10 protein-coding genes are annotated in these 12803 nt (G+C 70.6%); all 10 read left to right on the top strand.

What is annotated here, in order from left to right:
* Positions 1 to 147 precede the first annotated feature (147 nt).
* The 10 genes from DI276_RS27760 to DI276_RS27715 all read left to right on the top strand — a co-directional run bounded on the left by DI276_RS27760 (position 148) and on the right by DI276_RS27715 (position 12782).
* Positions 148 to 2007, top strand: a complete 1860-nt coding sequence (locus DI276_RS27760; protein WP_112268621.1) for a type II secretion system F family protein — start codon at positions 148 to 150, stop codon at positions 2005 to 2007.
* Between the two features lies 1 nt (position 2008).
* Positions 2009 to 2926, top strand: a complete 918-nt coding sequence (locus tag DI276_RS27755) for a type II secretion system F family protein (protein WP_112268619.1) — start codon at positions 2009 to 2011, stop codon at positions 2924 to 2926.
* 94 nt (positions 2927 to 3020) lie between these two features.
* Positions 3021 to 3659, top strand: a complete 639-nt coding sequence (locus DI276_RS27750; RefSeq protein ID WP_112268617.1) for a response regulator transcription factor — start codon at positions 3021 to 3023, stop codon at positions 3657 to 3659.
* Positions 3660 to 3776: 117 nt separating this feature from the next.
* Positions 3777 to 4127, top strand: coding sequence for a response regulator (locus DI276_RS27745; RefSeq protein ID WP_157984984.1), 351 nt, complete (start codon positions 3777 to 3779; stop codon positions 4125 to 4127).
* Positions 4124 to 4498, top strand: a complete 375-nt coding sequence (locus DI276_RS27740) for a response regulator transcription factor (RefSeq protein WP_112268613.1) — start codon at positions 4124 to 4126, stop codon at positions 4496 to 4498. Before DI276_RS27745 ends, DI276_RS27740 begins: the two co-directional genes overlap by 4 nt.
* On the top strand, positions 4495 to 5574 hold the full coding sequence (locus tag DI276_RS27735; protein WP_157984983.1) for a HEAT repeat domain-containing protein: 1080 nt from the start codon (positions 4495 to 4497) through the stop codon (positions 5572 to 5574). The genes DI276_RS27740 and DI276_RS27735 overlap by 4 nt, the downstream gene beginning before the upstream one ends.
* Before the next feature lie 34 nt (positions 5575 to 5608).
* Entirely contained in the window at positions 5609 to 7045 is a 1437-nt protein-coding gene (locus tag DI276_RS27730) for a glycosyltransferase family 2 protein (protein ID WP_112268609.1), read from the top strand.
* Positions 7042 to 9063, top strand: a complete 2022-nt coding sequence (locus tag DI276_RS27725) for an ATP-binding protein (protein WP_198680956.1) — start codon at positions 7042 to 7044, stop codon at positions 9061 to 9063. Before DI276_RS27730 ends, DI276_RS27725 begins: the two co-directional genes overlap by 4 nt.
* A complete protein-coding gene (locus tag DI276_RS27720; protein ID WP_112268605.1) occupies positions 9060 to 11132 on the top strand; it encodes an ATP-binding protein in 2073 nt (690 codons plus the stop codon). Before DI276_RS27725 ends, DI276_RS27720 begins: the two co-directional genes overlap by 4 nt.
* Positions 11133 to 11216: 84 nt before the next feature.
* On the top strand, positions 11217 to 12782 hold the full coding sequence (locus DI276_RS27715; RefSeq protein ID WP_112268603.1) for a S8 family serine peptidase: 1566 nt from the start codon (positions 11217 to 11219) through the stop codon (positions 12780 to 12782).
* Positions 12783 to 12803: the final 21 nt, after the last annotated feature.

Genomic DNA, 12803 nt, shown 5'->3' with positions numbered 1-12803 from the left:
CCGAGGTCCGCGAGGTGGCCGGCCGGCTCGCCCCGCTCCCCGGCGGCGTCGGCCCCGAGCTGCTGTGGACGGCTCTTCTGCCCGCCTGAGGACCGCAAGCGGTCCGTCCCCGAACAACGTGCACGGACAGATGCTCGGAGGGAACCGATGATCCTCAGGATGATCTCGGTCGCGATCGTCCTCTGTGGAGCGTCGATGCTCCCGGCGGCCGCGGACCCGGCGGTGGAGGTCGGCTCGGTGAAGGTCGAGGACGGCCGGGCGCACGTCACGATCACCGCACGCGACGTGCCAGGTTCGCTCGGCCAGCAGGGAGTGCGGGTCGAGGTCGACGGCACGCCGGTGCCCGCCAGCGCGGCGGTCGTCGGTGAGCCGCAACCGACGCGGGCGGTGGTCGTCGTGCTCGACACGACCGGCACGATGAACGGTCCCTCGATCGCAACGGCACGCGGCGTGCTCACCGCCTACCTGGCGGCGCTGCCGGCGGACGTCCACACCGGGCTGGTCACCTTCTCGGACCGGCCGGCGCTCGCGGTGCCGGTCACCGCCGACCGGCAGCGGGTGACGGCCGCACTCGCCGGGGTGGGCACCGCCGGTAGCAGCGCGCTCAACGACGCGGTGACGCTGGCCGCCCGCAGCCTGGCCGGAACGCCCGGCGCGCGCAGGCTGCTCGTGCTGTCCGACGGTGAGGACGCCGACGGTGGCGCCTCGCTCGACGCCGCGCTGAAGGTGCTGTCCGAAACCGGCGTCACCGCCGATGTGGTGGCGCTCGACGGCGCGGCGGCGGCGATCGCAGGCCGGGATCGGCTCGCACAGGGCAGCGGCGGCCACGTGGTGGCGGCCGGCGACGCGCGGGCTGGTGCGGCGGTGTTCGCCGCGGCCGCTCCGCAGCGGCTCGAGGTGAGGGCTGCCGTGCCAGACGAGCTCTCCGGCAGGCAGGTGCGGTTGACCGTCCGAGTGGGAGACCTCGTCGCGGAGACCGTCGTGCACGCCCCTGATCGGCGCGGCGCCGTCGCGCCCGCGGCACCGAGTTGGATGTTCGGCACGGTGCTCGGCGCGAGCTTCGCCGTCTTCTCGGGACTCGGCTGGCTCTGGTTCGGTCGCCGCCGCGTCGTCCGGCGGGCGCGGCCCGGCCGGCTGGCCGAGGTGCGGCGCTACCGGGTGCGCGACGGTGCGGAGCCGGAGACGGGCGCCGTGCAGGAGCCGTCGCGGCCGATGCGCCTGCTGCTGGCGCTGAGCGAGCGGATCATCGCCGCCCGCGGCTTGCGCGAGCGGATCGAGTTCGACCTCGACCTGGCCGGCGTCCGGCTGCGTCCGGCGGAGTGGTTGCTGGTGCGCTTCGGCATCGCGGTCGTGCTCGGCGTGGTCCTCGCGGCGGTCACCGGCGCGCCGATGGTGTGCGGACCGCTCGGGGCGCTGCTCGGCTGGCTCGGCGGACGTTTCTTCCTCAAGTTCCGGATCGGCAGGCGGCGCACGTTGTTCGGCGAGCAGTTGCCGGACACGCTCCAACTGGTCGCGGGCGCCCTGCGCTCCGGTTTCTCGCTGCCGCAGGCGCTCGACAGCATGGTGCGCGAGGGCACCCAGCCCATCGCGGGCGAGATCGCCCGGTCACTGGCCCGCACCCGGCTCGGCGTCTCGGTCGAGGACGCCCTCGACAAGGCCGCCGACCGGATGCGGTGCCAGGACCTCTCCTGGGTGGTCATGGCGATCCGGATCCAGCGCGAGGTGGGTGGCAACCTCGCCGAACTGCTGCTGACCACCGTCGGCACCATGCGTGAGCGGGCGACCGTGCGCAGGCAGATCAAGGCGCTCACCGCCGAGGGCCGGATGTCGGCGTACGTGCTGATCTCGCTGCCGATCGGGCTCGGCCTCTGGCTGTTCGTGAGCCGCCGGGAGTACGTCGAACCGCTCTACACCCGTCCGGTCGGCTGGATGCTGCTGGGCGCGACGGCGGTCAGCCTCTGCATCGGCTGGTTCTGGATGCAGAAGATGATCAAGGTGGAGGTCTGAGGTGGACGGAACACTGCTGCTCGTGGTGGCCGTTGGTGCCATCACCGGTGCGTTGACGCTGGTGAGTGTCCAGGTCGTGGCGGCCACCACGGGTTCGACGCGCATGTCACGCAGGCTCGCCCACATCGAGGCCACCTACGGCCAGGGCCCCGCCGACGTCGCCGAGACGGACGGCGAGGCACTGCCTCCCGTGCTCGACCGGCTGCGCGCGCTGGCTGCCCGGCTCTCGCCAGGCTCCACCACCGCGTCGCTCGAGCACCGGCTCGACCTGGCGGGCAACCCGTCCAGGTGGACCCCCGAACGGGTGATGGCCTTCAAGGGCATCGGACTGATCGCGCTGGCACCGATCGGTGCTCTGTACGGGCTCGGGTCCGCGCTGACCCTGATCGCCTACGCACTGGTGGGCGCCGCGGTTGGCTTCTTCCTGCCGGACCTGCTGGTGCACAACGCGGCGACCAAGCGCCAGGCGCTCATGGCCAAGGAGCTCGCGGACGTGCTGGACATGCTCACGGTGTGCGTCGAGGCCGGGCTGGGCTTCGACGCGGCGGTGTCCCAGGTCGCCCGCAACACTTCCGGTCCGCTGTCGGTGGAGTTCTCCCGCATGTTGCAGGAGATGCAGCTGGGCAAGTCCAGGGTCGAGGCGCTGCGGGCGCTGTCCGGCCGCACCACCGTCGACGCGGTGCACACGTTCGCCTCGTCGCTGATCCAGGCGTCCGAACTCGGCATCCCGACCGCGCGGGTGTTGCACGAACAAGCCGGCGAGATCCGGGTCAAGCGCCGTCAGGCGGCAGAGGAGAAGGCCCAGAAGGTGCCGGTGAAGATCCTGTTTCCGCTGCTCCTGTGCATCTTCCCGGCACTGTTCATCATCATCATCGGACCGGCGGGCATCGAGATCTACGACAGCCTGGTCGCCGGTTGACCGCAACCGAACAGCAACCGTTCGACACCCGGCCTGACAACGGACGAGCCGCTTCATTGAGGCACACAGTTGTCAGCGGGAAGCAGAGGACGTCATGTCGATTCGCCTCGTGGTCGTGGACGGTCAGCCCCTCGCCCGGTTCGGGCTCACCCGGCTGCTCGAGACCGAGACGGACGTGGAGATCGTCGGTGAGGCGACCACGGCGGCCGAGGCGCTTGGCCTGATCGCCACCACGAAGCCGGACGTGGTGACTGTCGACGTGACACTTCCCGACGGCAACGGGCTGACGCTCGCCCGCGAGCTGCGGGACCGCTGGCAGTCGATCGGCATCGTCGTGCTCACCTCCAACGGCGAGGACGACGTGCTGTTCCGCGCGATGGAGACAGGGGTGTCGGCGTTCGTGCCGAAGACCTCGACCTTGGTGGAGATCGTGGGCGCGATCAGGCACGCCGCCGTCGCTGCCTCGTCCTTCACCGCCACGGGACTCGCGGACGCGTTCACCCGGCTGCGGGAGTCGCGTGCCCGTTCACCGCTGAGCCCGCGCGAGGCCGAGGTGTTGCGCCTGCTTCAGGACGGGCTGTCCGTGCCGGCAGTGGCTCGGGCGCTGCACATGAGCACGTCGACGGCCAAGACCTACGTGGCGCGGCTCTACGAGAAGCTCGGCGCCTCGAGCCGGGCGCAGGCGTTGATGACCGCACTGGACCGCGGCCTGATCGGCCTGCGCAGCGCCTGACCACAGTGGACGGTCACCAGTTTGCGGTATTGAGCGGCCTGGCACCGCGAACCCTGTGTCAGCATCGGGTCTCCGGGCGGTTCCGGCAGGCGTGAGCAGAGTGACCGGAGGTGCCCCGTGGTCGCGAAGGTGCTGGTGATCGAGGACGATCAGGACATCCTCGGTCTGCTGGCGCGCCACTTGCGGGCCATGGGGCACGAGGTCGTGCTCGCGCAGACCGGAGAGCGAGGGCTCGACCTGGCGCTGGCCGATCCACCGGACGCGGTGGTCGTCGACATCGTGCTGCCCGGCAAGGACGGGCGGTGGGTGATCCGCGAACTGCGGTCGCACCAGCGAACCCGGCACTGTCAGGTCTTCGTCACCTCGATGCTCGATCCCGCGGACATCCGCGTCGACGACGTCGACGGAATGCTGCTCAAACCGTTCGACCGCGCCGCCGTGTGGGCGGCACTTGGGAGTGTGTCATGACCGCCGTGCTCATCGCGGAGGACGACGCCGACATCCGCGATCTGCTGGTGTTCAAGCTGATGCAGGACGGGTTCGACGTCACGGCCGTCGCCGACGGGTCGGCCGCGCTCGACGCGGTGGCGGCGGAGCGCCCGGATCTCGTCATCCTCGACGTGATGATGCCCGGCATGTCAGGACTCGACGTCTGTCAGAGACTGCGGTCCGAGCACGCGACGAAGACCCTGCCGGTGATCCTGCTGACCGCTCGCGCGCAGGAGGCCGACGTCGAGTCCGGCTTCGGCGTGGGTGCCGACGACTACGTGACGAAGCCGTTCAGTCCCCGCGAACTGCTCAGCCGCGTGCACGCCGTGCTCGCCAGGGTCGGCCCATGAGTTCGGTGGGCTCCGCCGTAGTGCTGGCGGGTGCGGTGTCGAGTCTGGTACTGGGGCTGCTCATCACGGTGCACCACGTGGCATCGGCGCGCCGCCGGGCTCGCCGTGAGCACGAGGCGCAGCGGTTGCGGCCGCTGGTCTTCCGGTTGCTCGGCGATCCGGAAGTGCTCTCGGAGCTGGTCGCGCTGGACCACCGGGCCTGGGGCGCGGTGGAGCCGACCGTGATCTCCTTGCTGGGCAACGTGAGCGGCGCGGCGCGTGAGCTGCTCGTCGAGCTGCTCACCCGCCGCGGGGTCCTCGACTCGGCACGACGTGGCCTGCGCTCCAGACGAGCCCACCTGCGGATCGAGGCCGTCCGCGTGGTGGGGTTGTTGCGCAGCAGCGAAGACCTGCCCCAGGTGGTGTCGCTGATGGGAGACCCGCGTGCGGAGGTGCGGGTGGCGGCCGCCAGGACACTGGGCGTCCTCGCGGACGCGCGGGCCGCCCGGCCGTTGCTGGGCGGCCTCAGCTGCTCCCGGCCGGTGCCGCCGCACGTCGTGGCGCACGCGTTGCTGGCGCTGGGTGCCGCCGCGCATCCTGTGCTCGTCGACGCGCTGAACCATCCACATGCGACGGTTCGGGCGGTGGCGGCGGAGGTGCTGGGATGCGGAGGCGTGGTGGCCGCGTTCCCCTTGCTCGTCCGTCTTCTGCACGAGGACGCCGAACTGCCGGTCCGGCTGGCGGCCGTACGCGCGCTCGCCAGGACGGGGACCCCGGCCACGGCACCGGTGCTGATCAGGTTCGTCGGCCGTGGAAGTCCCGACGAGCTGCGGATCGTGGTTGCGGAGGCGCTCGGCGTGCTCGGCGATCCCGCGGCCGCGGACACCCTCGGCTTCCTGCTCGCCGAGGAGCCGCATCGGCTGGCGCACAACGCGTCCCGCTCGTTGCTCAGGCTCGGTGACCACGGCCGCGACACCCTCGCGAGCGTGGCGGGTGGCAGCCTCGGCGCGGCCGCCGCCGCGCACGCCGCCGAGGCACTGGCGTGGGACCAGATCACCCACGCGCGCCTGGCTGCGGCAGCTCGGAGCCATCCATGACCACCAGGGCCGATGGCACGGGAGCGAGGGCGGCGTGATCAGGGAGGCCGTCGAGGTGGCGGGCCTCGTGGCGGCCTGTTACTTCCTGCTGATCAACTGCAGCTACCTCGTGTTCCTGTCGGTCGCGGCGGTGGAGTTCGCGCGGGAGGGCAGGCGCAAACCGTTCCTGGCGGTGGACGAGCTGTACTCGGGTCCGCTCACCACTGCCGTGTCGGTGTTGATGCCCGCGCACAACGAGGAAGCGGGGATCGTCGAGGCGGTACGGGCCATGCTCGCGCTGCGCTACCCGGTGTTCGAGGTCGTGGTCATCGACGACGGGTCCACCGACGAGACGTTCGCCCGGCTTGAAGCCGAGTTCCAGCTCGTGAACCTTCCTGTCGTCGTCTCGGACGAGCTGCCGCAGCGGGGGGTTGTGCGGTCGGTGTACGTTCCGGCCGTTCGTGCGATCCCGCTCGTCGTGGTGCGTCAGGACAACGGGGGGAAGACCCGTGCGCTGAACACCGGGCTGTGCCTTGCCCAGCACCCGTTGGTGTGCATGGTCGACGCCGACTCCATTTTGGACCCGGACGCGTTGATGAGCGTTGCCAGGCCGTTCCTCGACGATCCGTTCCGGGTGGTCGCTGCGGGTGGCGCCGTCCGCGTCGCCAACGGGTGCCGGGTGGTGGCCGGCCGGCTGGTCGACGTGCGGATGCCGACGACGTTGCTGCCCGCGATCCAGGCCGTGGAGTACCTGAGGGTCTTCCTGCTCGGCCGGACCGCGTGGTCGAGGTTCAACGGGCTGCTGGTGATCTCCGGGGCGTTCGGCCTGTTCCGCAGGGACGTCGTCGTGGCGGTGGGCGGACTCGATCCGGACTGCATGAGCGAGGACGCGGAGCTGGTGGTCCGGATCCACCGGAAGATGCGTGACGACGGGCAGGACTACCGGATCGTGTTCGTGGCCGAACCGGTGTCGTGGACGGAGGTGCCGGACACCGCACTGGTGCTCGGCCGGCAGCGGAAGCGGTGGAACCGCGGCCTCACCGAGATCCTGGTGAAGCACCGGCGGATGATCGGCAACCCGAGGTACGGCGTCGTGGGCCTGTTCACGTTGCCCTACCACATGTTGTTCGAACTGATCACCCCGCTGGCCGAGTTCGTGGCGGCGCTCGTGCTGGTGTTCGGACTCACCACGGGCACGATCACCCTGTCGTTCGCGGTGTCCCTCACGGCGGCGGCCTACGGCTTCGCGTTCCTGATCTCCGTCTGCGCGCTCACCGTCGAGGAGTACTCGTTCCGCCGGTACCGCCGGTGGGCGGACCTCGGGATGGCGCTCTTCGCCGCGCTCGCGGAGAACATCGGCTATCGGCAGCGGACCGCACGATGGCGCATGTGGGGGATGTGGGCGGCGCTGCGCCGGTCCGAGCGCTCATGGGGAGTCATGCCCCGGCGCGGATTCACCGTCCCGACACCCCGAGGTGGCAAACGGCCATGAGCTCTGGACAGTCCTTCCGGCACTTGCTCGTCCTCACGTTCGGGCCGCTCGTGGCCGTCGTCGTGGTTCTGCTCCTGCTCGGCTTGGGAGCTGTGTCGACGGTCGCGAGCTCGGTGGAGGAGCTGACCTCCCGCGTCCAGCCGATGCAGCACCTGAACTCCGAGCTGCGCGGCTTGATGCTGGACAGCTCCCGCGGCTTGCGCGGGTACACCTACAACGGCGACGAGGCATTCCGCGAGGCTTACGACCGCGGTCGCCAGAGCTACGCCCAGGTGACGGACGAGCTGGTCCGGTTGGCGGTGGCGGACGAGCGGCAGGCGACCAGCAGGGTGGCCGAGCTGGCGGACCGGTGGTTCGCCGTGACCGCCGTTGTCCGAGAGGCCCGGCCGGGGACGGCGGACACGGCGTCGCGGCTGTCGACCGGTGCGGCGGTCATGGACGAGTTCCTCGGGACCAGCGCCCGGCTTGCCGAGTCACTCGACTCCAGCAGCGCCTCGTTGCGGCAGAGCAGCGCCGCGACCCGGCGTCAGGCGATGCTCGCCCTGGTCGGCTGCGGCGCCGTCGCCGTCCTGCTGGCGACCGGTTCGGCGGTCACGGCCGCCCGGCGGCTCGGCAGGTCCGTCTCCGCGTTGCGTGACACGGTGACGAGGTGGGCCGCGGGTGACGCGCAGGCTCGCATCCCCGAACTCGGGATCGCGGAGCTCCGGGAAGTCGCGCGGTCCATCAACTCGCTGGCCGACGAAGCGGCCGAACTGCAGGCGGTGGAGCAGGAACGGCAGCGCCACCGGGAGATCGCCGCCGACATCGGCATGAAGATCCGCGAGCATTTGGACGTCGACGCCGTCGTCGAGCTTGCCACTGCGGAGATCGGGGAGCACTTCGACGCCGAGCGGGTGTGCGTGTGGCTGGCCGAAGGAGCACCCGAAGACATCTCCGCGGAGCTCGTCGTACCGGACTGGCATCGGCCGGAGCTCCCCTCGCTCGCCTCGTCGACCGCTCAGCACGAGCGCATGGTGCCGATGGCGCCGCTGCGCAGGCTGTACGCGGACCGGCGCAGCACCGAGGTCGACGACGCCGACAAGGCCGCGGAACTGGGACTGCCCGCAGCCCTGCGGCACCCCGCGGTGCTGGTCCTGCCGCTCGGGCGAGGGGAGAGCGTGTTCGGGGTGCTGGTTCTCTCCCGTCGCGGCAGGAGCTGGCTCGCCGTCGAGGTGGACGCGCTCGAGCACGTCGCCGTCGACCTCTCCCGCGGCGTCGACCAGGCCCGGCTGTACCAGGAACAGCAGCTGCTCGTCCGGGAGCTGCGGGCGCTGGACCGCAGCAAGACCGACTTCGTGTCGAACGTCTCCCACGAACTGCGCACCCCGATGACGAGCATCGCCGGGTACTTGGAGCTGCTGCGCGACGGAGACGGCGGCACGATCAACGCCAGCCAGCGGAAGATGCTGGACATCGTCCACCGCAACATGATCAGGCTGTGCGGACTCATCGAGGAGCTGCTCCTGCTCGCCAAGCTCGAGTCGGACACGGTCATCACGGAGGAGAAACCCGTCGACGTCGGCGAGCTCGTCGACGGTGTCGTCGAGGCGCTGAGGCCCGCCGCGGACGTGGGTGGAGTTCGCCTGGAGCACGAGAACGCCGGGGGACTGGTGGTGTGCGGCGACGCGGCGCAGCTCGACCGGGTCCTGACCAACCTGCTGTCGAACGCGGTCAAGTTCACGCCTGCCGGAGGCGACGTCCGAGCGACCTCGCGCCGGTGCGGTGACGGCTGGGTCGAGGTGAAGGTCAGTGACACCGGCATGGGTGTTCCGAAAGCCGAGCAGCACGCCATGTTCACCCGGTTCTTCCGGGCGAGCAACGCGACCGAGCAGGCGATTCCCGGCTCCGGACTAGGACTCGCGATCGTGCGGCAGATCGTGCACAGGCACGGCGGACGGGTTTCGCTCACCTCCGCCGAGGGCGCCGGCACGACGGTGACCGTGCTCCTGCCGGGGAACGGGACGGGAGAAGCACGGTGAACAGGACGTCGACGACTCAGCCGCCGGTGGTGACCGAGCGGCCGGGGTTCAGTCCGGCGGTGCTGGTCGCCGCCACGCTCGCCCGGACCACCATCGCGGGCATCGCCCTCGTCGAAGGTGACGTGCTGAACCTGCACGAGGTGCGGGGCATGCCGCACGGCCGGGAGGAGCTGCTTCCGTTGTGCAGGCAGACCGTGGAAGCTGACGACCTGGTCGTGTTCGCCCAGCCGCGACGGTCCGCGGGGCGGTCCGTCCACTTCTACGCGGGCGTGCCCGTCCGCGGAGACGACCGGGAGCCGGTCGGCGTGCTGTTCGTCGCCGCTCAGAAGGTCCAGCACCTCGACCACGATGCGGTGGAGGCGTTGCAGGCCTTGGGTTGTCAGGTCGAGCGTGAGCTCGGCGCCGAGCAGGCGGCGCGCGCGGTGGAGATGCGCGGCCGGGTGATGTCGGTGGCACAGCGGACGTCCGACCTCGCCGAGGTGCTGCAGTCCTGCCTGGACGAGGTGTGCGTCCACGCCGGGTGGCCGATCGGGCACGTCTGTGTTCCCACCGGCACCGGCGAGCTGGTGTCGGCGAAGTTGTGGCACGGTCCGGACGACGGCCGTTCCGGACGGCTGCGGGAGATCATCGAGGACACGACGGTGCCGCCCGGCATCGGCATCTGCGGCGAGGTGGCAGCCACCCTCCGTCCGAAGTGGATGGGCGACCTCGGCCTCTCGGAGCTCGGCGTGGGCAGTGGGTTCGCGTTCCCCGTGCACTCCGAGGACGGCGTGGTCGCCGTGCTGGAGTTCTACGACCCCGGCGTCCGCCGCCCCGGTCCGCGCGTCCTCGACCTGGTCACCGAACTGGGGCGAGAGGTGGGCCAGGCCGTCGCGCGGATGTCCGAGCACGCGGAGCTGGTGCACGACCAGAAGAAGTTGCGGGAGACCGTGCACCGGCTGCGGACGATCATCGGCACGGCGCACGACGCGTTCATCGCGCTGGACGAGGACGGTCGTGTCACCGAGTGGAACGCGGCGGCGGAGCGGATGTTCGGCTGGCCGCGCACCGCCATCCTGGGCAGATTGCTCGCGGACACCGTTGTGCCGGAACGGTTCCGTGCCGACCACGTGACTGGAATCGCACGTCTGAAGGCCACCGGCGAAGGATCCGTGCTCGGTCAGCAGATCGAGCTCGCCGCGTTGCGCCGCGACGGAGCGGAATTCCCGATCGAGCTGTACGTGTGGCAACCGGAGTCGTCCGGTCCGTACCGCTTCAACGCCTTCGTCAAGGACATCAGCGAGCGCAAGGAAGCCGAACGCGCCCTGCGTGACGCGTACGCGCGTGAGCAGGAGGTGGTCGAGGAGCTGCGCGGGCTCGACCGGATCAAGACCGACTTCGTCGCCAACGTGTCCCACGAGCTGCGCACGCCGCTGACGAGCATCTCGGGCTACCTGGAGCTGCTCGTGGACGGGGTCGCCGGAGAGCTGACCGACGACCAGCGGGAGATGACGTCGATCATCCAGCGCAACACCGGGCGGCTGCTGCGGCTCGTCGAGGACATCCTGACCGTCGGCAAGATCGACTCCGGTCAGTTCCAGCCCTCTGTCGAGCCGACGGAGCTCGGTGCTGCCGTGGAAGCCGTCGTGGAGAGCGTCGAGCCGGCTGCGATCAGGAAGGGGATCACCCTGGTTCGCCAGGTCGGACCTGATCCGATCCTGGTGCTGGCCGACCCGAACCAACTCGACCGGGCACTGCTGAACGTGCTGAGCAACGCGGTCAAGTTCACGAGGGCCGCGGGATCGGTGGTGGTCAGGGTGCGCCAAGTCGGCGCAGAGGCGCGGATCACCGTGGCGGACACCGGGATCGGCATCGCGCAGGACGAGCTGCCGAGGCTGTTCAGCCGGTTCTTCCGGTCCTCGCTCGCGATCGAGCACGAAATCCAGGGCACCGGCCTGGGGCTCGCGATCGTCAAGCACATCGTGGAGAGGCACGGCGGCGACATCTCGGTGGCGTCCCGGCCTGGCGAGGGAACGATGGTGACGATCGTGCTGCCGGCCGGTTTGTCGGCCGAATCGCCGCAACCGTAGCGCAACCGAGCGCGACCGGGTCGCGCTACTCGAGGCCTCGAACCTTGTGACATCGAAACGGTAGATGTTCACAAGGGAGTCTCAGTGATCACAACGCGTGTGGTGGCGGCAGCGGCGACGTTCGGTATCGCGGTGCTGGGTCTGCTCGGTGCGGGTGGCGTGGCGAACGCGTCGGCCGCCGAGGGCGAGATCCGGCCGGTGCCGGGCGCCAAGGTCGTCGGCGACCGCTACATCGCGGTGTTCAAGGACGGCCGCGGCGGCGCCGCCGGCGAACTGGCGAACCGGTTCGGCGGCAAGCTCCGCACCACCTGGTCGTCCGCGCTCAACGGCTTCTCCGTCGAGATGAACGAAGCCCAGGCCCGCCGGTTGGCCGCGGACCCCCGCATCGCCTACGTGCAGCCGGTCACCGAGGTCCACATGAGCGACACGCAGTCCGGCGCGACCTGGGGGCTGGACCGCACTGACCAGCGCAACCTGCCGCTGGACACCAAGTACACCTACGCCACCACGGCGAGCAACGTCACCGCGTACATCCTCGACACCGGCATCCGCACCGCGCACGCCGAGTTCGGCGGCCGGGCCCGCGTCGGGTTCGACGCGATCGGCGACGGCTACAACGGCCAGGACTGCCAGGGCCACGGCACGCACGTGGCGGGCACCGTCGGCGGCGCCACCTACGGCATGGCCAAGCAGGTCAAGCTCGTCGCGGTGCGGGTGCTCAACTGCCAGGGCTCCGGCACCAGCGAGCAGATCGTCAACGGCATCAACTGGGTGACCCAGAACGCCGCGAAGCCGGCGGTGGTCAACCTGAGCCTGGGCGGCGGCGCGAACTCCTCGATCGACCAGGCGGTGCGCAACTCGATCGCCTCCGGCCTGACCTACGCGGTGGCCGCGGGCAACGGCAATGCCCAGGGCGTGCACCAGGACGCCTGCACCGTGTCCCCGGCCCGCGTCAGCGAGGCCATCACGGTCGGCGCGGTGGACAAGACCGACACCAAGGCCTCGTTCTCCAACTACGGCACCTGCGTCGACATCTTCGCCCCCGGCGTGTCCATCACCTCCTCCACCTTCGCCTCCAACACCTCGACCGGCTCGATGAGCGGCACCTCGATGGCCACCCCGCACGTCGCCGGCGCCGCGGCACTGCACCTGGCCACCAACCCCGCCGCCACCCCGGCGCAGGTCCGCACCGCCCTGATCGACTCCGCCACCACCGGCCTGGTGCGCAACGCCCAGACCGGCTCGCCCAACACCCTGCTCCACGTCGGCACCACCCAGACGGCCCCTGCTCCGGCCCCGGCTCCCACGACGTTCGCCAACACCGCCAACGTCAGCATCCCCGGCACCGGCACGGTCACCAGCCCGATCACCGTCACCGGCCGCACCGGCAACGCCCCCGCCACCCTCAAGATCACCGTTGACGTCAAGCACACCGCCCGCGGCGACCTGCAGCTCGACCTGATCGCCCCGGACGGCACCGCCTACCGGCTGCGCAACGCCTCGCTGACCGACTCCACCGACAACCTCCACGTCACCTACACCCTCAACGCCTCCTCCGAGCTCGCCAACGGCACCTGGAAGCTGCGGGTGCAGGACGTCTACCGCACCTCGGAGGCCGGCTACCTCGACGCCTGGCAACTCAACTTCTGACACCAACCGCACGGCCCGACC

It is taken from the genome of Lentzea terrae (assembly GCF_003265345.1).
Taxonomy (GTDB): Bacteria; Actinomycetota; Actinomycetes; order Mycobacteriales; family Pseudonocardiaceae; genus Lentzea; species Lentzea terrae.
Note: the sequence above shows the minus strand (reverse complement) of the source record. Positions and strands in the feature narration are given on the sequence as shown.